The sequence below is a fragment of the Paralcaligenes sp. KSB-10 genome, from assembly GCF_021266465.1.
Lineage (GTDB): Bacteria > Pseudomonadota > Gammaproteobacteria > Burkholderiales > Burkholderiaceae_B.
The window spans coordinates 1167971-1189020 of the sequence record NZ_CP089848.1; the positions used below are offsets into that span (position 1 = coordinate 1167971).

Annotated in this window: 20 protein-coding genes; 7 read left to right on the forward strand and 13 right to left on the reverse strand. The window is 57.4% G+C overall.

The genetic code is table 11. The annotated features are described in order from the left end of the window. Positions 1-2 precede the first annotated feature (2 nt). The 5 genes from LSG25_RS05405 to LSG25_RS05425 form a co-directional block, all read right to left on the reverse strand. Positions 3-728 carry an amino acid ABC transporter ATP-binding protein gene (locus LSG25_RS05405; protein WP_232743682.1) on the reverse strand — a complete coding sequence of 242 codons (726 nt, stop codon included), beginning with the start codon at positions 726-728 and terminating at the stop codon, positions 3-5. Next, the gene (locus LSG25_RS05410) at positions 721-1401 is read right to left on the reverse strand and encodes an ABC transporter permease subunit (RefSeq protein ID WP_232743683.1); all 681 of its coding nucleotides are present in this window, start codon (positions 1399-1401) and stop codon (positions 721-723) included. The genes LSG25_RS05405 and LSG25_RS05410 overlap by 8 nt, the downstream gene beginning before the upstream one ends. A gap of 1 nt (position 1402) precedes the next feature. Beyond that, on the reverse strand, positions 1403-2140 hold the full coding sequence (locus tag LSG25_RS05415) for an amino acid ABC transporter permease (protein ID WP_232743684.1): 738 nt from the start codon (positions 2138-2140) through the stop codon (positions 1403-1405). A 69-nt stretch (positions 2141-2209) separates the two neighbouring features. After that, positions 2210-3139, reverse strand: a complete 930-nt coding sequence (locus tag LSG25_RS05420; protein ID WP_232743685.1) for a glutamate/aspartate ABC transporter substrate-binding protein — start codon at positions 3137-3139, stop codon at positions 2210-2212. A gap of 122 nt (positions 3140-3261) precedes the next feature. After that, positions 3262-4548 carry a hypothetical protein gene (locus LSG25_RS05425; RefSeq protein WP_232743686.1) on the reverse strand — a complete coding sequence of 429 codons (1287 nt, stop codon included), beginning with the start codon at positions 4546-4548 and terminating at the stop codon, positions 3262-3264. A 260-nt stretch (positions 4549-4808) separates the two neighbouring features. Here LSG25_RS05425 and LSG25_RS05430 point away from each other — a divergent pair, with 260 nt between their 5' ends. The 4 genes from LSG25_RS05430 (at position 4809) to LSG25_RS05445 (ending at position 8329) form a co-directional block, all read left to right on the forward strand. Further along, positions 4809-5702, forward strand: coding sequence for a LysR substrate-binding domain-containing protein (locus LSG25_RS05430; RefSeq protein ID WP_232743687.1), 894 nt, complete (start codon positions 4809-4811; stop codon positions 5700-5702). Between the two features lie 52 nt (positions 5703-5754). Next, positions 5755-6909: a 50S ribosomal protein L11 methyltransferase gene (locus LSG25_RS05435; protein ID WP_370635956.1), complete on the forward strand. Its 1155-nt coding sequence runs from the start codon at positions 5755-5757 to the stop codon at positions 6907-6909. 157 nt (positions 6910-7066) lie between these two features. Further along, positions 7067-7534 carry a TM2 domain-containing protein gene (locus tag LSG25_RS05440; RefSeq protein ID WP_232743688.1) on the forward strand — a complete coding sequence of 156 codons (468 nt, stop codon included), beginning with the start codon at positions 7067-7069 and terminating at the stop codon, positions 7532-7534. Positions 7535-7564: 30 nt separating this feature from the next. Then, positions 7565-8329, forward strand: a complete 765-nt coding sequence (locus LSG25_RS05445; protein ID WP_232743689.1) for a lipoate--protein ligase family protein — start codon at positions 7565-7567, stop codon at positions 8327-8329. Positions 8330-8913: 584 nt separating this feature from the next. Here the strand turns inward: LSG25_RS05445 and kdgD are convergent. The 7 genes from kdgD to LSG25_RS05480 form a co-directional block, all read right to left on the reverse strand. Beyond that, positions 8914-9825, reverse strand: coding sequence for a 5-dehydro-4-deoxyglucarate dehydratase (kdgD, locus tag LSG25_RS05450; RefSeq protein ID WP_232743690.1), 912 nt, complete (start codon positions 9823-9825; stop codon positions 8914-8916). A gap of 1174 nt (positions 9826-10999) precedes the next feature. Continuing rightward, a complete protein-coding gene (locus LSG25_RS05455) occupies positions 11000-11749 on the reverse strand; it encodes a FadR/GntR family transcriptional regulator (RefSeq protein WP_232743691.1) in 750 nt (249 codons plus the stop codon). A gap of 194 nt (positions 11750-11943) precedes the next feature. After that, entirely contained in the window at positions 11944-13497 is a 1554-nt protein-coding gene (gene garD, locus LSG25_RS05460) for a galactarate dehydratase (RefSeq protein ID WP_232743692.1), read from the reverse strand. Between the two features lie 37 nt (positions 13498-13534). After that, positions 13535-14389, reverse strand: coding sequence for an ABC transporter permease (locus tag LSG25_RS05465; RefSeq protein ID WP_370635957.1), 855 nt, complete (start codon positions 14387-14389; stop codon positions 13535-13537). A 12-nt stretch (positions 14390-14401) separates the two neighbouring features. Next, complete coding sequence (locus tag LSG25_RS05470) at positions 14402-15259, reverse strand: ABC transporter permease (protein ID WP_232743693.1); 858 nt, start codon at positions 15257-15259, stop codon at positions 14402-14404. Continuing rightward, positions 15256-16335: an ABC transporter ATP-binding protein gene (locus tag LSG25_RS05475; RefSeq protein ID WP_232743694.1), complete on the reverse strand. Its 1080-nt coding sequence runs from the start codon at positions 16333-16335 to the stop codon at positions 15256-15258. Before LSG25_RS05475 ends, LSG25_RS05470 begins: the two co-directional genes overlap by 4 nt. A 102-nt stretch (positions 16336-16437) precedes the next feature. Continuing rightward, positions 16438-17601, reverse strand: a complete 1164-nt coding sequence (locus LSG25_RS05480) for an ABC transporter substrate-binding protein (protein ID WP_232743695.1) — start codon at positions 17599-17601, stop codon at positions 16438-16440. A 342-nt stretch (positions 17602-17943) separates the two neighbouring features. Here LSG25_RS05480 and LSG25_RS05485 point away from each other — a divergent pair, with 342 nt between their 5' ends. From LSG25_RS05485 to LSG25_RS05495, 3 genes are all read left to right on the forward strand, one after another. Next, entirely contained in the window at positions 17944-18093 is a 150-nt protein-coding gene (locus LSG25_RS05485; protein WP_255696738.1) for a DUF5993 family protein, read from the forward strand. Between the two features lie 19 nt (positions 18094-18112). Then, positions 18113-18670 (forward strand): disulfide bond formation protein B, encoded by a 558-nt coding sequence (locus tag LSG25_RS05490; RefSeq protein WP_232743696.1) that lies wholly within the window; start codon positions 18113-18115, stop codon positions 18668-18670. A 61-nt stretch (positions 18671-18731) separates the two neighbouring features. Further along, the gene (locus LSG25_RS05495) at positions 18732-18935 is read left to right on the forward strand and encodes a ribbon-helix-helix domain-containing protein (protein ID WP_232743697.1); all 204 of its coding nucleotides are present in this window, start codon (positions 18732-18734) and stop codon (positions 18933-18935) included. A 6-nt stretch (positions 18936-18941) separates the two neighbouring features. Here the strand turns inward: LSG25_RS05495 and LSG25_RS05500 are convergent, their stop codons facing one another. Continuing rightward, positions 18942-20588: a SulP family inorganic anion transporter gene (locus LSG25_RS05500; RefSeq protein WP_232744575.1), complete on the reverse strand. Its 1647-nt coding sequence runs from the start codon at positions 20586-20588 to the stop codon at positions 18942-18944. Positions 20589-21050 lie beyond the last annotated feature (462 nt).

Sequence of the window (21050 nt, forward strand, 5' to 3'; positions counted from 1 at the left end):
CTTCAATGAATGATTTTCTGCAGGAAATCCTTGGCGCGGTCCGTCTGGGGCTCGATGAAAAACGTGTCTTTCGGTGTTTCCTCGACAATAGCGCCCGCATCCATAAAGACGATTTTATCGGCCACCTTCTTGGCAAAGCCCATTTCATGCGTCACGCACAGCATGGTCATGCCTTCTTGAGCCAGCTCGATCATGACCGCCAGCACCTCATTGATCATTTCCGGATCCAGCGCCGAGGTAGGCTCGTCGAACAGCATGACTTCGGGATCCATGCACAAGGCCCGCGCAATAGCCACGCGCTGCTGCTGCCCTCCCGACAACTGGCCGGGATGCTTATCGATGTGCGCCGCCAGACCGACCCGATCCAGCAAGGCACTGGCCTTCTTTACCGCCTCGCCTTCCGAGCGGCCAAGCACCCGGATTTGCGCAATGGTCAGGTTTTCGAGCACCGACAGATGCGGAAACAGCTCGAAGTGCTGAAACACCATGCCGATTCTGGTTCTGAGCCGGGTCAATTTGATATCGCCGCCGTGAATCGACTGGTTCCTGTAAAGGACATCGCCGGCCTGGAAATCTTCCAGCCCATTGATCAGCTTGATCAAGGTCGACTTTCCCGAGCCCGATGGCCCGCAAAACACGACAACCTCGCCTTGATCGACGCGGACGCTGCAATCTTTGAGCGCCTGGAATTTCCCATACCATTTAGAAACACTTTTCAGCTCAATCATGCGCAGCCCTCAACTGAATCAACTTAACCACCAGAGTCAACAATGAACAAATAATCCAATACACCACGCCGGCAAATAGCAGCATCTGCACAATGGTGCCGTCACGTTCGCCGATGCTGGTGGCACGCCGGAAAAAATCGCCCAGCGCAATCACGTACACCAGCGAAGTATCCTGGAAAATCACAATGCATTGCGTCAGGACAATAGGCAGCATGGCCTTGAAAGCTTGCGGCAGGATAATGAATCGCATCGATTGCAAGGGATTCATGCCCAGCGCTCGCGCCGCATGGAATTGCCCCTTGGGCAGGCTTTGAATCCCGGCGCGCATGATTTCGCAAAAAAAGGCCGCCTCCAGCAAGGAAAAAGCCACCATGGCCGAGACCAGCCGAATATCCACACTGGGTGAAAGATCGAAAATCGCCTTCAGGAATTGCGGCACAATCAGAAAAAACCACAGCAATAGCATCACCAGCGGAATCGACCTGAACAGCGACACATACGATTGGGCAAAGACATTGAGCAATCTGTTTCTGGCAATGCTGAACATCGCCAATACGGTGCCCCAGACCAGGCCGCAGCATATCGCCACCGCCGTGATTTTCAGGGTAATCCACATGCCGGTGAACAGCAGGGCACGAGATTGAACGATGGAACTCCAATCCATTTCAAACATATCAGTTCCCCAACAGGCCCGGCACTTTGGTGCGATTACGCACCCAGCCCATCAAGCGGATAATCAGGAAATTCAGCAGTACGTAGCCCAGAGTTACACAGATAAACGACTCGTAGGGCTGGGCGGTATAGTCGACCAGCTGACGCGCCTGGCCCGACAGTTCCAGCAAGCCGATGGTGGATGCCACGGCGGAATTTTTGGAAATAATCAAGAACTCGGAGGTCAGCGGCGGAATAATGGTGCGAAACGTAACGGGCAGCAAAATATAGCGATAGGTTTGCAGTAGCGTAAAGCCCATGGCAAGCCCGGCGTAGCGCTGCCCTCGCGGCAAGGAATTGATGCCGGCGCGCACCTGTTCGCAGATGCGCGAACCGGTGTAGATGCCCAGGGAAAATACCGACACCACAAAAAACTGCGTATACGGCGGCAGGTTTTTGAGCCAGTCGCCCAAACCCCGGGGCAAGAGTTCAGGCACCACGAAGTACCAAATGAAAAACTGGACAATCAGGGGAATGTTCCTGAATATGGACACATAGATCGTCCCCAAGGCGCGCAAAGGCTTATTGGGCAGCGTACGCAAGACTCCGAACACCGAGCCGACCGCCAGCGCCAGTATCCAGGCCAGTGCCGTCAAAAGAGCCGTATTCAGAAACCCCGTGAACAGCCAACCCAAATAGGTCGAGGGTTCCCCGGTTGCGACCGGCTGCAGCAAAACCGCCCAGTTCCACTTGTAATCCATCAGGTCCTCACCTCGTACAAACAGCAGCGGCCGAAAACGTCGCCCCGACCGCTAGCGTCCAAACATCCATCACGACACAGGCTTGTCGTTGGGATGCGCAAATAGCTTCTTCATGGCGTCCGACAGCGGGAAGTCCAGATTCAAGCCCTTGGGAGGAATCGGGCTCATAAACCATTTGTTATAAATCTTCTCGCCTTCGCCCGAGGTCTCGGCCTTGGCGATCACTTCGTTCATGAGCGACTTCAAGCCTTCATCGTTCTTGCGTACCATGCACCCGTAAACCTCGTACGACTGCGGCGTGCCGGTAATAATATAGTCGGACGGATTCTTGGTTTTGGCGCGCTCCCCGGCCAACAGGGCGTCATCCATCATCATGGCCTTGGCGCGGCCGGTCGACAGCATCAGGAACGATTCGCTGTGATCCTTGGCGCTTATGATGCTCATGCCCAGTTTTTTCTCGACATTCATGCTGCGGATGATTTTTTCGGACGTCGTGCCGGCGCCGACCACCAGGGTCTTGCCGTTCAGATCGGCAAAGTCCTTGATATTGGAATTCTTGTTGACCAGCAAGCGGGTACCGATCTCGAAGATGCTATTGCTGAAATCGACTTGCTTTGCGCGCGACTCGTTATGAGTGGTGGTGGTGCACTCGAAATCGAAAGTCCCGTTTTGCAGCAGCGAAATCCGGTTTTGCGAAGTAATGGGAATCTGCCTGACTTTCAAATTCGGCAGATTCAATTTCTTTTTAAGCTCGGCGACGATCAGGTTGGTGAAATCCATCGAATAGCCAATGGGCTTTTGATCTGCGTCGTAATACGAAAATGGAATCGACGCATCGCGATAGCCCACGACCACCACCCCTTCGTCCTTGATCTTCTTCAAGGTGCCCGACAAGGCATCGTCGGCCAATGCCGAACCGGCGCCCAGAGCCAGGGCTACCGCCGCGGCGCACTGGCTCAATAAAATGCTTTTATAAAATAGATTGTATTTACGCTTCATTGTTGCTGCTCCTTTGCATGAATGGAGAGTCGGTATTTATAAAGAAAAACTCTCTTGCTTGCCTGCTCGAACTGAAATGAATCAAACCTGAGTCCCCGGTACCCGGGATCGCCTCGCGACCATCAGACGCCGGCGCCTACGATTTCCGACACATCGATGATGTACATCTGGCGCTGCGACTCGTGCACCGAATCTATGCACACCAGGCTGCCATCGCGGCTCCAGCGGGGGTGCAGGTCGCAGCGATTCTCTTTGCGCAAATCGGGATCTGTATAAAAGCTGCCCAGGTCGTGGCGCACATTGTTTTCGATATCGAACAAAAACAGGATGCGCTGATTCGTTGTGGAATCCGGATAGGTATCGCTCAATAGCCATCGCTTGTCCACAGGCGAAAATGTCATGTGGCCATTTTCGGTCAGGATATCCGGGCCTATGACCCGGACTTCGCCCTGATCGCTATCGGTATAAAGATGATAGTGGATCTCGCCGTCATGCGGCCCCCAGACGATTATCTGCGTATCGTCCTTCCATAAGGGATGCGAAATCTGGTATTCGGATTTTTCGTAATCGAACGTACCCACCGCCGCGGGATCGAAATCGTCGGCCAGTTGCGGCAGAGGATGGTCCGAGCATTCCAGCAGGCGCAGGCCGGAGCCGTCGGGATTCATCGTGATCAGGCGATGCAGGAAGCATGTCTCGTCCTTGACGCGCTCGGTCCAGCGATGCAGGAATAGAATGCGCGAGGACGCGGGGTTGATCTCGATATGGCTGACCCAATGGATTGCCTTGTCCATGGAGGCGCGCGGATGGAACTGGCGCAAATCCTCATAGCTCACCAGCAGGCGTGTTTCTCCCGAGGCCAGATCCATATAATGAATTCCGTCTCCGGCAGGCGCCAGCGGGAAGGTGCGCGCGGGCCCATTCTCGCTATACCCTATGGTTTCGTGCGTAATGTAGAGGCGGCTGTAATCGACGCTCAGGGCATAGCGGCTATTGGGCGCGACCACATAAACCGGCAGGGGCAAAAGCCGTTCTTCTTTCGTGTCCACGTTATAAATGCACGAAGCAAAGCCGGGGTAGAACGAAGCCGCATCCATCGTGCGGACGTTGTAAATGAACTGCCGTCCCGGCATGCCATCGAGCCATTGCAATTGGCAGCCCATTTGCCAATTCCAGGCTGTGGTTTTACCCAGGCTGTGATAATTATCGTGATCCTGCAGATCGAAAAAACCGACTTCGGCCACGAGCTCCGGAGTCAGGTCCGCATCCATCACCGGCACTCGATTGGCCAGCAGGTAGCGATCACTCGCGTCCCAGGCGCTCTTGTTGTAGTAACCGAAAAAATGATGCAGCTTCCCCGCACCGACACGGCGACAAGGCGACAATGCATTCAGAATATGTTGAGTCATGAAAAATCGAATTCCAGGATGCCATGATGGGCCGTACGCTTCCCTATGCCGCAGAACACGACACCGGACGCCAGGCCTCGAACAGCAAATTATTTGCACAAACAGGACAGCGGGAAAGAGTATTCCCAGACAGCCATACGATCAAATTCTTTTTTGTTTATGATCTATTCAGATTTGATATACATTAAACGAGGCTGGTCCGAGCGCCAAAAAATGCGCCCGGGCCCTCACCCCCCCCCCTTCTTCCTGCACGCTAAAACATGGCCAGACCCTTAAATTTCCAGCAAATCGAAGCCTTCAAGGCCGTCATGCAAATGGGCACGACCACCCGCGCAGCCCTGATGCTCAACACCACGCAGCCTTCGATCAGCCGCCGCATCGCCGAATTGCAAAGCGCGACCGAATTGAAGCTTTTCGAGCTGCATCATGGACGGCTGCGCCCCACCAGCGAAGGCAAGCTGCTCTATAAAACAATACAGAGGCATTTCGATGGCCTGGAAAAAATCGAATCGGTCGTATCCATCATGCGCAAGTCCGGCACCGGCGCGCTCAGGATCGGATGCACCCCCACCCTGGGAATCGGGCTGCTGCCTCAAGTCGTCAATCGGTTTCTGCAAAAATTCCCCAAGACCTATATCAATATACAAACGCTCAGCACGCAGCAACTGACGGACTACCTGCACCAGGACCTGTGCGACGTGGCCCTGACGACCGGCACCCTGGATCAAAAGGACTTCCAGCCCACCGTCATTAAAACTTCCCGGGCCGTCTGCGTGCTGCCGCTGGACCACCCTCTCAAGAACGCCGATACCGTGGACCTGGCGCTATTGCGGGGCGATCGGGTGCTTTCCTTGAGCGACGCCGAAGAAATCACCATGAAAATCAAGGCGCTGCTTACCGAAGGCAAGGACTCGGACGAATTCGTCATCGAGACGACTTCGTCCATCACCATCTGCGCCTTGGTCGCGGCCGGCAATGGCATCGCCATCGTCAACCCTTACGTTGCCAGTACCTTCGCCGGCCAGCTATTGATCAAAAAACTGGAACCGGCCATCGACATTCCCATACAGATGGCCATTCCCACACATACCGCGCCATCCTTGCTGACCCGGCATTTCATCGACATATTGCTGGACCACGTCGAGCCCTTGTGAGCCCGCAACCTCATCCCGATACAATGAAGGCTCCGCATACACTGCCTATTTCATGACCACCACTGCCCACCCCGCTGTCCCCGCCTATGCCGTTTGGGAAGAAAACGAACAAACCCGGCGCGCCTTGTGGTGCATGGAAAACCATAGTGCGCCGCCCAAGCACATCAGCATCGTGGACGATACGCTCACAGCGGATTCGGCCTTCCGCCTGGCCAATGGCGGAACCGCCATGCTGTGGCGCGGCGATTTTCAAAATGCCAGGCAACTTTTGCAAGCGCTGGCGCGGCGTGTCGATAAACGGAAAAAGCACAAGGAAGACACGCTGCCGGCGCCCGCCGACGCCTTCAATTTGCACCGGCTGGCGCAATCCCAGCGTGCCCGCCTCCTTAACAGCCTGCTTATCGAGCTGGACGCGAACTTTCGAATCGACTTGCGCCGCGCTCCGGATGTCGCGGCGGCCTGCCTCGCCGCCCTGAGCAACAAGCACGAGCCTCTGCTCTTGTCGCTGCGCGCCTTGCAAGGCATTATCGGCGCTTACGAATGGCGCAAGAAGGGCATCGCGATCGAGGGCCTGCCCCATAATATCCATGTCCACTACGGCGTCTTCTCCCCGATCCGCGGCGAATATATCGAATTGGTCGCCAAAGCACCTCTGCCTGCCACCGACCTGGCGTTCGACATCGGCACGGGCAGCGGCGTGCTGGCCGCCATTCTGGCTAGGCGCGGCGTCAAGAAAATCGTGGCAACCGACCAGGACCCACGTGCCCTGGCCTGTGCGCGCGAGAATTTCCAGCGCATGGGGCTGGAGCCACGCATCGAGCTCCAGGACACCGACCTGTTTCCCGCCGGGCAAAGCCCGCTTATCGTCTGCAACCCACCCTGGCTGCCGGCGCGCCCCACGCTCCCTCTGGAACATGCCATCTACGATCCCGATAGCCGCATGCTGCTGGGGTTCCTGAACGGCCTGGCCTCGCATCTGCGCAATGACGGCGAAGGCTGGCTGATTTTGTCCGACCTGGCCGAACACCTGGGTTTGCGCAGTCGCGAATTTCTCTTGAACGCCATGGAACACGCCGGCCTGAAGGTGCTGGCCAGGCACGACGCCCGGCCCCTGCACCCGAAGGCACTGGATGCGAACGACGCCCTGCATAAGGCGCGCAAGGCTGAAGTCACGTCGCTGTGGCGGCTGGCCAGGAAAGTTCCGTAGTGTTCGCCCGGCCCGAACCACTCGCGATCACGGCATGCCGGCGGTCGGTGTGCGCCGCGTACGCCCCCATACAGTTCTTACCAGTTCTTAACAATATGGGCCGCAATAGCCATTAAACTTGAACTCTTTACCATGGCACACAAGGCATAGCACCCTCATGTTGCAAAAAATCATCCTGGCCTGCGTTGTTTTCATCATTATCCTGATCGCCCTTACCTTTGGGGAGACGATCGCGCACGAAGTCTTTGCCTGGATCTCGTACTTGACGGGTCTGGTGATCCACAATTTTTCCGACATTTATTATGCGGCGCGCAACTACGTGCAGGCTCATGCCACCAAGGTGGTGATTGCGCTGGTGCTGACGGTACCCGTCAGTTTATGGCTGATTCGCAACAAGGGCGCCGAACTCAACCGTTCGGCGAGCCCTCGTAAAATCGCCATCATCCTGGCCATTTTCCTGGGCTGGCTTGGAGGCCACCGCTTTTACCTGGGCCAGGTCGGATGGGGAATTGTGTATCTGCTTATTTTCTATTTGTTCACGCCCCTGGTCGTCGTCATCAGCCTGATCGATGCCATACGCTATCTGTTCATGAGCGACGAAGAATTCCATCCCGGCCGAGCATGACTGCATCCACGATATGCGCCGCCGTCCAACATGCCATTCAAGCTTCTGACCTTCCCTTCCGACCCGCGCCAAGGGGCCCGATTCGACGAGTCGCTCGTGGGTCTGGCGGCCTGCGACGGCCCGATCGCCAGCGTCTGGGAAGCGCAGCAGGGCCTGGTGGTTCCACGCACCTATCAACGCCATGACTCTTTTGCCAGGGTCAGCGAAGAATTTGCCGCCCAGGGATGGCCGATTGCCGTCAGGCTGTCGGGAGGCGGCGTGGTCCCGCAAGGCACCGGCATCGTCAATCTGAGCATGGCCTATGCGTTCGACGGGCCGCCGCTGCGGCATTCCGATGCCGCGTATCTGTTGATCTGCTCCATGATTCGCAATGCACTGAAGGAAGACTGGGATGTTGAAACCCGGATTCAGGCTGTGGACGGGTCTTTCTGCGACGGCCGCTACAATCTGGCGTGGGGTCCTGAAAACTCAGCGCGCAAGGTGGCGGGAACGGCACAGCTCTGGCGGCGCGTCGGGCAAGATCAAACAAAGCGGCAAATCGTGCTCGTGCATGCCCTTCTGCTGGCGGCGATCGATGCGGCGTCGCTCACCGAACGCGCCAATTTGTTGGAGCGGCAACTGGGCAGCGGCAAGCGCTACGACGCGACCCGGATCGCTTCGCTGCATGACTGCCTGCCTGCGTCGCGCACTTTACCGGCCGCAGCCTTCATGCAGGGGCTGAAAGAGTCCCTGATCGGGCAAATAAAAAAGACCAGTGCGCCCACCAATTGCGTGCCGGCGCATCTCGATGTGTAATACAAGCCATGCGTGGGGGTGGCTGTTGTGGCTGCTCGTGGGGGTGCCTTAGGGCGACTGTCCGCGTTCTTGAGACGCGGGGGTGGCGGCCCAGGCGGGGTGGAGCTCGCATCGTCCGGTCCTGGCTGCGCCAGGACTGCCCGCGGCCGAAGCCTGGATCGGGCGGTCGCGGAACTCGCGTCGTCCACAGCCCCCCGGGCTGTGGACACCCTTGACGCTCAAACAACCGCTCCCTTGCATCCCGATCCAGGCTGCGGCCGCGGCGGACTCAAGCTCGCTCACCCCGCCTGGGCCGCCACCCCCGCTTGCATTGGAGTTTTTTGTGCCATTGCAGGCCTGTTTTTGCATGTTTATGGGTCTGTGTTTTTTGCATGCCTATAAGGCAACGTCTTTTGCATGCTCACAGGCCAGCGGTTCTTACATGCTTGCAAGTCAGTGCGACAATGAGGGGATCGCCCGGTTGTCTTTGCGTTCGTAGGGGCGGTTCTCGCAGTTGCTTGTGCAAGAATCGCCCCTAACAAAACACGGAGTCAATGCACGAGGTCAATGACTCATTAAATCAGCACCCATCGCGCCTCTTCCCCTTACTGGGGCCCGAGTTTTTTAACGAGAACGGCCAGGTCGGCGCGATCCTGGTCAGTCAGGTCGGTCAGCGGAGCCCGGACGGGGCCTGCGTCGTAGCCCGCCAGGCGCGCGCCGGCCTTGACGATGCTGACAGCATAGCCTTTGCAACGATTACGGATCTGGGCATAAGGAATGAAGAAATCATCCATGATCCGGTCGATAGTGGCGGTATCCTGTTTGACGACGGCCTGGTAAAACTCCATGGCCGTCTTGGGTATGAAATTGAACACCGCCGAGGAATAGACCGGTACACCCAAGGCGCGGTAGGCAGCGGCATAAAATTCGGCCGTCGGCAGGCCGCCAAGATAGGCAAAACGATCACCCAGCTTGCGACGTATCGTAACCATCAACTCGATATTGCCCAGACCGTCTTTATAGCCGACCAGATTGGGGCAGCGTTCGGCCAGGCGCGTTAGCTGTTCGGCATTCAACTGACACAGTGAACGGTTATACACAATCACGCCGAGGGACACGGATTTGCACACTTGTTCGACGTGATCGGCCACGCCGTCCTGGCTGGCTTCGGTCAGATAATGCGGCATTAGCAGCACGCCTTGCGCGCCCAGTCTTTCGGCTTCCTGTGCATAGGCGATGGCGTTGCGCGTTGCGCCGCCCGCGCCAGCAATAATGGGAACCTTGCCTTTGCAGGTATCGACACCGACTTTGACGACCTCGGCATATTCGCTGGGGGCCAAGGAAAAGTATTCGCCCGTTCCGCCCGCTACAAACAAAGCACTGGCGCCATAGGGAGCCAGCCATTCCAGGCGGCGCGCATAGGTGTCAGGCCGGAAATCGCCATGTTCGTCGAAATCCGTTACGGGGAAGGAAAGCAAGCCATTGGAAACCGTATGCTTTAACTCGTTGGGGCTCATTTAAAAATCCTCTTTGTCTTTGTTTAACCAAGAATTCATTCATGTCATCGTACAACATAAACGCATGGCTTTACAAGGGTTTTCCTTATAATTTGTTCATAAATTTGTGATTTATAGCGGTCAATACCATTTAATCACTTAAATTTTTTGAGCTTTGTTATGAATTATCCATATGATACGATGACGTATAACAAATAAATAAATTGGCATGCTCGCCTTACTCTGAGCTAGAGTATTTTTGGTTTAGGTGTTTACGGCGCTGAAGACGTTTCAGTCGATTTTTTTGAACCGTTCGTTCAGGTTTGAGTTGCTACTTTGGGTGGTTAATTCTATAAAGACGCCGCAGGGTGGGCGGTGCTGTGTAGTCCGGCACGTCCAGCGGTCGGCTAGCTGCGCTAGCCGACTGCCCGGGTCTGCCTCGTCCAGGCGGGCGTCGGGCCAACTCGCAGTGCCTCGCGCGCGAGGCACTGCTCAGACAGGGCCCGCCGAAGGCCCCCGCCTTCCCTTCGTCAGCACCCGGCGCTGGACTACCGCCGGACTACACAGCACCGCCCACCCTGCGGCTTGCGTTGAGGCAATGCAGCGAGGTATACGTTGGGGAAGCCCCGTTGAGCCAATCACAGGCTACGTTGAGGCATCGGTCGCTTAGTAAATTCAGGGTTTGGCATATCGTGGTGTAGTGGTCACTCGATAGAGGCATGGGTGCGGGCACGTTACCTGTTCTATGGATACAGGCCCATTAACGGTAGATGCAAGCACATTGATTCCAGGCATGCCGTCTCCACAAGACATCTCTCCTTCCAGGCACACCGTTCCAGGTGCACCATTCCAGGCAATCGTTCCAGGCATGCCCTAACGTGAGCCGTCTATCGGGGCTAGGGTCAGGACCGGCGTAAGGCGTGCGCCGGATTTAGCTCGCCAAGGCGGGGGCCTTCGGCGGGCGCTGTCTGAGCCCGGCCTCGCGAGGCCGGGCGAGTTCGCCCGACGCCCGCCTTGGCGTGCTAAATCCGGATCAAGCACGCCGTGCCGGGCCTGACCCTAGCCCCGATAGACGGCGTCTTCAAATACCAAAACATCGAACGCCGTAAACACCCGAACCAAAAATACCCCAGTCACGCAAAAAGCAAAACAGCGGCCGAAGCCGCTGTGTGCGAGCCCGCACAACAAGAGGCAATCAGGTCGCTGCGGGTTCGCGGGTCATGCGTTCGTAGGCCCGGCGCAGGCGCTCGCGGCTATTGGTAAGATGGGTGCGCATGGCCGCGCGAGCCGCTTCAGGGTCGTGCCGGTCGATGGCGGCGTAGATGTCTTCGTGCTCTTGATTCACGCGCTGCAAATAGGTGTGCTCATCGTTCAAGGCCAGATTCGCCGTATCGATACGGGTACGAGGGATCAGGTTCTTGCCCAATTGGCCCAGGATGTCCTGGAAGTACCGATTACCGGTCGCATTGGCGATTTTCAGGTGAAACGCCAGGTCGGCCGAAACGGCGCTGCCATCGGCCTGGTCGATATGCCCTTCGAAATCATCGAGCAAGGAACGCAAGGCTCGTACATCGTCATCGGTGCGGCGCATTGCCGCCAATGCCGCGGACTCTGTTTCGAGGCTGATGCGCAATTCCAGAACCGCCATGGTGTCGAGCATGGTGAAAATATTGTCGGCCGCCAGCCGGACGGTATGGCCGACGCTGGACTCCATGACAAAGGTGCCGATGCCATGGCGTGTTTCGACCAGGCCGGCCGCCTGCAGGCGGGAAATGGCTTCACGCACGACCGTGCGGCTGACCGCCTGTTCGCGCATGATGGCCGATTCAGTGGGCAACTTGGCACCGGGCCTGAAACGGCCGTTCTGGATGTGCTCGGACAACGCAGCCACGACATCGTCGGTCAGGCTGCGCGAACGCTTTTTTTCTGGGCCGCTGGAAATCATATTATTTATATAGTAAGTAGTTGAGCCTACAAGGCTGGATTATAGCTGCCCTTAATACAGACAGCATACCCATATACCCTTGCTCTTCAAACAATGACACCCAATGCGGCGCCCCCCCGGTACATCACATTCGAATCGCCATCGACAGCGGCACACTTCATTTTCCTGAACCGCATGGCCGGCACAATCCGCCCTCAGGTCACCGGCGCCGGGTTGAACAATGCCAGCGAATTTTGCAGTTTCCACTGTTCGGCCCATGTTTTCTTGCGCCCGCTGGCCACATCCAGAATGAACTGGAACAGCTCCCAGCCCACTTCTTCAATCGTGGCCTGGCCGGTGGCTATCTTGCCCGCATTGATATCCATGAGATCGTGCCAACGCCTGGCCAAGTCGTCGCGCGTGGCGACCTTCACCACTGGAACAGCGGCCAGCCCATAAGGCGTGCCGCGCCCGGTCGTGAACACATGCACATTCATGCCGGCGGCCAGTTGCAAAGTGCCGCAAATAAAGTCGCTGGCCGGCGTAGCGGTATATATCAAGCCTTTTTTGCGCAGCTTCTCGCCGGGCGACAGGACGTCGACGATTGCGCTGGAGCCTGATTTGACGATGGATCCCATGGCCTTTTCGACAATATTCGAAAGCCCGCCCTTTTTATTGCCCGGGGTCGTATTGGCGCTTCGATCGGCGCTGCCGCGCTTGAGATACTGGTCGTACCAATCCATTTCCCGAATCAGGGCCTGAGCTACCTCCGGAGTGCTCGCCCGGGCAGTCAATTGATCGATGCCGTCGCGCACTTCGGTGACTTCGGAAAACATGACCGCGCCCCCTGCCCGCACCAGCAGGTCGCTGGCAAAGCCAACCGCCGGATTGGCCGTCAGGCCCGAAAAAGCGTCGCTGCCCCCGCACTGCACGCCGACGACCAGGTCGGATGCGGGGCAGCTGACGCGCTGGCGCAAATTCAATTCGGCCAGCCGCGTTTCGGCGCGCTGCATGATGGAGACGACCATGGACTCGAAACCCACGTGTTCATCGTCCTGCAAACGAACCAGGTCGGGATCGACGCGCTGGATGGCGATGGCTCCTTCGGGAAAGAGCCTGGCCGGCTGCAGCTTTTCGCAGCCCAGGCTTACCAGCAGGGTAACGCCTCCAAAATTGGGGTTGCGGCTGATATTGCGCAAAGTGCGTATGGGAATGTCGGCGCCCGGCGCATCGATGGCCACACCGCAACCGTAGACGTGTTCGATACTGACCACGTCGTCGACATTGGGAAAGCGCGGCAACAGCTCTTCCTTGATGCGCTTGACCGCATAGGCCACCACGCCCGACACGCATTGAACGGTAGTGCTGATGGCCAGGATATTGCGTGTTCCCACGGAACCGTCGGCATTGCGATAACCCTGGAAGGTGTAGCCCTCGAGCGGGGCCAGAACCGGCGCCTTGACGGTGGCAATGGGCAAGCCTTCAAGCGACGGCGGCTCGGGCATGCGCATGCGGGCCTCACTGAGCCAACTGCCCTTGGAAACCGCCTGCAAGGCGTACCCGATCACCACGTTGTAGCGCACAATGGGCGCTCCTTCAGCCAGATCGGACAACGCCACCTTGTGGCCCTGCGGTACGCGTTCGACCAGCGTCAGGCCGTCGGCAAACACCGCTCCGGCGGGCAGGCCGCCATCGTTCACGACAATGGCGACATTGTCGTTGTCGTGAACCCGTATATATAGGGGATCAATCCCTTTCTGCGTAATCATGAATACCTCTGAATAAAAACCGTAACAGCCACGGGCGCTATTCCTGCGGCTCAGCCTTGACACGGCTGACCAACTGCGTCGGGCTTACAAACTGCAAGGCAATCAGCACCCATACCAGAGTGATCACCATATAGATGATGGCCATGGCATCGATAGCCTGAGGCGCCCTCACGCCGGTCGAGAACACGGCGTAATACAAGGCCACCACCAGGGTCTGGGTATCCGGCCCGGCGGTAAAGAAAGTCAGCTCGAACATGCCTATGGTCCGCACCAGCACCAACAGCGCGGCAGCCAGCATGCCCGGCACCAGCAGCGGCACCAGCACATACCGGAAATACTGGCGCGTATTGGCGCCGAAAATGCGTGCCGCCAGTTCCAGGTTGGGGTCGAGCTGCTCTATGAACGGTGTCATGACGAGAATGACAAATGGCAAGGCGGGAACAAGATTGGCCAGAATCACGCCGCCGAGAGTCCCGGCCAGGCCAATCTTGTACATGACCGTGGCCATCGGGATACCGTACGTGACGGGCGGCACCATCAATGGCAGCAAAAAGACGAGCATGGCCCATTTTTTCCCGCGGAAGTCGACTCGGGCCAGCGCATAGGCGGCCGGCACTCCCAGCAAAACCGACAGTATCACCACTGCGCCGACGACCTTCACAGTGACCCACAGCACCGGACCCAACTGAAAATCGTTCCAGGCGCGGGCATACCACTGCAAGGTAAAGCCTTGCGGCAGAAGTGTGCCGAACCAACGCGTGGCCACCGAGTCGACGGCGACGGCCATTATCATCAGCACCACATTCAACAGGAAAAAAATGACAGAACCCCAAACCAGGTAACGCCATGATTTGGCCAGCAAGGGCGAGGATTGTTTTATTGTTTGGTTCATCTGCACACCTCGTCAGCCTTTGCCGCCGGAAACCGGGCCCGTATAGAAAGCCTTGCGTGCCGCCAGCATCGCCCCTACAAGCAACAATTGCGCAAACCCCATCAAAACCGCGATGGTGGAAGCCATGCCGTAATCGTAGGATTCGAAAGCGGCCTCGTAGGCGGCAATCGAAATGACGCGCGTCGCCCCCGCCGGCACACCCAGCAAAATGGCCGAAGGGAACACCGAAAAGGCCTGCACGAAGGTCAGGCACGCCGCCATGGTCAGGCCGGGCGCCAGCAGCGGCAGGTAAATTCGCCGAAACTGTTCCCAGGGCGTAGCCCCCAATGTGGACGCCGCTTTGGCCAAGGTGGGATCTATGCCGGTCACGTAAGACAGTATCAGCAGGAAAGAAAAGGGAAAGCCCGAGATGATCAGCGACAGCAGAACCCCCCAGTAGTTATGCGTCAGGCGTACTTCGCCGCTATACAGGTTGAGCCCATGCACCGCCTGCGAAAACCAGCCATTGGGAGCAAAGTAGCTGAGCATTCCATTGGCAATCAGCACCGTACCCAGGGTAACGGGCACCACCAGCAGCGTGGTCACCCACTTCTGGTAGCGCGATTTGCGGCGCAATACAAAGGCAATCGGCAGCGATGCTGCCACATTGATGATGGTGGCCGGCACCGCCAGATTCAGGGTAATGACCAGGGTGTACCACTGACGCTTATGGCTGAAGAAATCGATATAGTTGGCCCAGATGCCATGCCCGTTCATCGGTTGAAACGTAAGCATGAACCCATAGGCGAAGGGATACACAAACAGGGCAATAATGCACAGCAATGCCGGTGCGAGCAGCCAGCTGCGCAAATCACGGGGAAACGGACTCATGCGTGTTCCCTCGCATACACCAGCGCCTTTTGCGGCGAGATATGCAGGCATACCGACTGGCCTGACTGGAAATCGCCGCCCACACGCGCATAAAGCGGGCCCACCGCGGAACGCAAGGAAAGCAGAGAGTCGTGGCCGCCGTATTCCACCGCTTCGATCTGGGCCTCGAACGAATTGGCGGCGCCGCGCTCGCATACTTCGAAATCTTCGGGCCGGATCGCCACGCTGACCGACGGCCCGCTGGACGGCGCGAGCAGGGTTCCGGACAGCGATACGCCGTTGGCCTCGAAAGAGGCGCAATCTTCCCGTGCACCGCTCAAGGTAAAGTCGAGCACATTGCGATAGCCCATGAAACGCGCCACATGCAAATTGGTAGGCCGGCCGTACACTTCCCGGGGCGTGCCGACCTGCTGCATCACGCCCTCGCGCATCACCACGATACGGTCGGCCATGGACAAGGCTTCGTCCTGATCGTGCGTCACATAAACGGTAGCGCGATCGAGCTGGCTGTGTATGCGCCGGATCTCGGCGCGCATCTCGATGCGCAGCTTGGTATCCAGATTGGACAGGGGCTCGTCCATGAGAACCACTGGAGGCTCGATCACGATCGCGCGGGCAATGGCCACGCGCTGCTGCTGGCCACCGGACAACTGGCCAGGCAGCTTTTTCTCGTGGCCATTGAGCTGAACCAGAGACAAGGCGGCGCGCACGCGGCGGCCGATCTCGCTTTTCGAAACGCCCCGCATTTTCAAGCCGAATCCCACGTTGTCCACCACATTCATATGGGGAAACAGCGCATAGCTTTGAAACACCATGCCAAAGCCGCGCCGTTCGGGCGGCAGGACGTCGATGCGCTTGCCGTCCAGGGTAATACTGCCCCCCGACAAAGGCAGGAGACCGGCCAGGCAATTGAGCGCGGTGGTTTTCCCGCAACCCGAGGGGCCGAGAAATGCAATGAATTCCCCACACTCGATCTTCAGATCCAGACCTTTCAAGGCGTCGATGCGATTCCCGCTTGCGTCGGCAAAGCTGCGAGTGACGGAATTGAGATGCAGGGTTTTAAAAATCTGTGTCATGGTGTGGATGCGTGATTGACGAAGCCGCCCGGCAGGCACCGGGATCAGGCCGGGCAGGTGCTCGGCGGCCACCAGGACCGCCGGCACAAGAACGTTGAATACTTACTTCAGAGCGCCGATGTCGGAGTCCCATTTCTGGAAAGCGGCAACCATGGTCGTCGCATCCAGCGGCAAAACATGGGGATAGTCGGCCAGCCATTGGGCATATTCGGCGCGGCCGTATTTCTTTATGACCTCCTGGCTATGCTCGGGGGCATCCTTGATCGTCACGTTCTTGATGGCTGGGCCGGGATAAAAGTAGCCATCGTCATAGGTCATGGCCTGCTGCTTGGGCTCAAGCATGAAATTCATGAGCTTGAACAGGATTTTCTGTTTGGCCGCGGACACGCCTTTCGGTATGACCATATAGTGGGCATCATTGACCCAGGTCATGTGATCAAAATGCTGCACCTTGAACGAAGCCGGCACCACCCCCAGCGCACGGGGGTTGATGTCCCAGCCCGTGACGGTCACCGTCATGTCGCGCGACCCGTCGCCCAACTCTTTCATGACGGCGGAAGTGCCGCCGGGATAGTACGGCACACAACTATTGAGCTGCTTCAAATACGCCCAGGTCTTGTCCCAGCCATGGATAGGATCGCTCGGATTCTTGTCACCCAGCAAATAAGGCAGCCCCATCAGAAAGGTGCGGCCTGGCCCGGAATTGGCCGGGCGCGCATAAATGAACCGCCCGGGATTGGCCTGACACCACTTCAGCAATTCTTCCGGGGTTTTCGGCGCGGCCTTCACCTTGTCGGGGTTGTATTCGAGCAAGGGGCCCGCGGGCATGTACGTGACCTCCAGCCCAAAGCCTTGCGCCAGGCCTTGCATCTTCAGCGGGCCTGGAGCGTAGTTGTCCATTACCCCCGGAAACGCCGCGGCCTGATCGGGCAAGAGCTTGATCCACAGGTTCTGCTGTATGCCGGCGGCCAGGCCGTCGGTGCCGGTCAGCACCAGGTCGATTTCAGCGCGGCCTGCGGCCTGCATGGCCTTGATCTTGCCCGGCAATTGCGGTGCGGGGGCATTGGTAAATGTAATGCGGGAAACCAGGTCGGGATTCTGCTTCTGGAAGTTCTCGAATGCCTGTCGAGTCAGCGCCAGATTGCCGGCGATATCGACAATATTGATTTGCACCGGCTCGGCCTGGGCCTGTGTTCCAGCCCACAGGCCCAGAACCAGGGAACCGCATAGTGAAAGGCGTTTTAGCGAGTTGCTGCGTGGTCTCATGGTGTCTCCAACATAAGGTTATTTATAAAAACCAGCCTTTATGAATTTAATCCAACTGCGCTACTTTATACAGGACGTACGATGTCTGTCAATGAAATATTAGCCTTACAGAACCATGAAAGAATTGATTTAATCTTATTTATAATTAATGACTTATATATTATTTTGTTTTTACAAAGGGTAATTACCAACAAAAAAAAGATATGTTTTAAAAACTTATACTATGAATAAAACCCGGGCCATGACAGCAAGAAACAGTCTAAGGGAAAACCTTTATAGCATCCCTCCAATACCATTCGTTACATTGTGTTAGTTAACAGATAAGGTACTTTTATGATCATGATGCTGCCCTTCCTGACCGGAATCATGTCAATCTGGTTTGGAATACGGGGCCAACGCCGGGCATGCTTGTGGTTCTGGCTGCTCAGCTCAATTATCTTCCTCGCCTGGTGCAAGGTCCACATGAATGATCCCTTGATCTTGTCGCTTTAAGCCTTCCTGGTTCATATCCGTGCACTTTCATACCGATTCTTTTCATGTATCGCGCTCCGTCAACTCGCTGGCGCTTCTGGGCGTATGCGGCGTGCTCTCGTTCGCGTTTGCCTGGCAATTGATCTTCCACGAGCTGCCCTGCCCCCTGTGCCTGCTGCAGCGAATCGCATTCATTCTGACCGGAATCGGGCTGCTGCTCAATGTGCGGTTCGGTCCCGCTCCGCTGCATTACGGCGTCACGATCCTGTCGGCGCTGGGAGGGGCTTTTGCCTCCATCCGCCAGGTGGCGCTGCATATCGGGCCCGGGGACCCAGGCTACGGAGCTCCGTTTCTGGGCCTGCATTTCTATACCTGGGCGCTGCTCGCATTCGTGGCGCTCATTGCCTATTGCGGCCTGATGCTCAGCCTGGATCGCGCCAACGCCGAATACACCATGCCGCGCACCACCGGGCCTTATGCGCGGCTGATCATGTGGCTGTTTTTCCTGCTGGTCCTGGCCAACCTGGGATCCACCCTGCTCGAATGCGGTTTCGGAGCGTGCCTGGACAATCCGACCCACTATTTATGGCTGCGCTGATTCGCGAGTGTCTGCATCATGCATTACAATTTAATTATCATTACTGACACTTCAAGTATTTATGGAAAACAAGACCGCCCGCCTTACCGTCTTGATCGACCCACATAAAAAGAAAGCCTTCGAAGGCTTGTGCGCCGCACAGGACATCACTCCTTCGCAAGTCGTACGGAAGATGATCCGCGACTACCTCGCCCAGCACGGGGTCACATACGGCAAGGCTGCCGCCACGTCCAATCCCAAGATCAAGACATCCGTGGGCAAATAGAGGTTTTCAGGCCGGGATCGCGCCGCAAGCGGTCATGGCCTGCGCCAGCGTTCCCACCACGTTCTCGCGACCCAGCTTGTCGATCAGCCCCATCTTGCCCAGCTTACGCTCCACCCGCGCATTTGCCTCGGTCAGGATGACACGGACCCGTTGTCCGTGCCAGTCGTGAACCACAGACTCAAGCGCCTGCAGGCCCGTTGCGTCGATAAACGGGACTCGTTTCAAACGGATGACCAGAAACTGCAAATCGGCCTGCGCACTGTCGAACGCCTGTTCGAAGGCCTCGACGGCGCCAAAAAAGATGGGCCCCTCTACGGCACAGACCCGCACCCCCGCAGGCAGACGGGTAAATCCTTCCAATGACAGTTCCCTATGGAGATCCTGCTCCGACTCCTCATGCACCACGACGCTGGCCGCCATGCGCCGCAAAAAGTGCAGCATGGCCAGCACTACTCCAATATTGACGGCCACGACCAGGTCGGCGAAAACCGTCAGGCAAAAAGTAACCAGCAAGATAATCACATCGGCGCGCGGCGCCCGCCTGACCAGCCTGACGAAGTGCCGGGCTTCGCTCATGTTCCATGCGACCATGAACAAAATTGCCGCGAGCGTCGCCAGCGGCACATTGGAAGCATAAGGAGCCAGGAACAGAATAATGAGCACCAGCGTCAGCGAGTGCACAATGCCGGCCAGGGGACTCGTGCCGCCATTGCGGACATTAGTGGCAGTGCGGGCAATGGCGCCGGTTGCCGCAATACCACCGAATAAAGGCGACGCTATATTGGCAAGGCCCTGTCCAATCAGTTCCTGGTTCGAATTGTGGCGCGTCCCTGCCATGCCATCGGACACGACCGCCGACAACAGAGACTCGATGGCTCCCAGCATCGCAATGGCAAAGGCCGGGCCGATCAGTTCGATGATACGCGACAAGCTGACCGCCGGGATCTGAAACGTTGGCAGGCTACGCGGGATCCCGCCGAAGGTAGTGCCTATGGTGGCGACGCTCTTGAACTCGAACACGGACTGCAGGACCGTCACCACGACCAAGGCCACCAGGGGTCCGGGGACACGCTCGAAGCGAGGAATCCTGGGAGTAAAGATCACCAGCAGCAGCGACAGCAGAGACAAGCCGGTAGTGGCCGGATCGAGTTGCGGAAGCGCCTGCAGGAGATGCCATAGCTTTTCATGAAAGTGTTCGCCACCTACTTTGGGCAAACCGAAAAAATCCTTCCACTGACCCACCCAGATAATGACGCCTATGCCTGCGGTAAAACCGGCGATCACCGGCGCCGGAATAAATTTGATGATGGCACCCAAGCGGGCCAAGCCAAAGCAAAACAGTATGACGCCCGCCATCAGGGTGGCAATTTGCAGGCCATCGACGCCATATTTGGCGGTTATCCCCGACAGGATGACAATAAACGCGCCGGTCGGGCCGGCGATCTGGATTCGGCTACCGCCAAATATCGACACCGCCAAACCTGCCACGATGGAGGTATACAGTCCCTGCTCGGGCTTGACCCCCGAAGCGATCGCGAACGCCATCGCCAGCGGCAAAGCCACCACGCCGACAATCACGCCGGCAACAATATTGGAGAACCAGTGCGGCCGCCGCAGCAGGCCTGCACGATACGCTTCACGCAGGGCAAACATCATTATTCTTGATGGACCAATTGAATGTGGTTTACATTATAATGTTATGCAAATAAAAGTTGCAGAAACCAAATACTGAAGTGTCATCGTGACGCAACACCCTGCGTCTCGCCATGGGGCCGCCACGCTTCTCTCGCTGCATTGCCTCAACGCAAGCCGCAGGGTGGGCGGTGCTGTGTAGTCCGGCGGTAGTCCAGCGCCGGGTGCTGACGAAGGGAAGGCGGGGGCTTTCGGCGGGCCCTGTTTGAGCAGTGCCTCGCACGCGAGGCACTGCGAGTTGGCCCGACGCCCGCCTGGACGAGGCAGACCCGGGCAGTCGGGGTGCGCAGCACCACGACCGCTGGACGTGCCGGACTACACAGCACCGCCCACCCTGCGGCGTCTTTATAGAAATACGATCGCGCCTACACAGACTACACAGCAACGCACAGCCCAAAGTCATCAATCAAGCCAATACAGGCA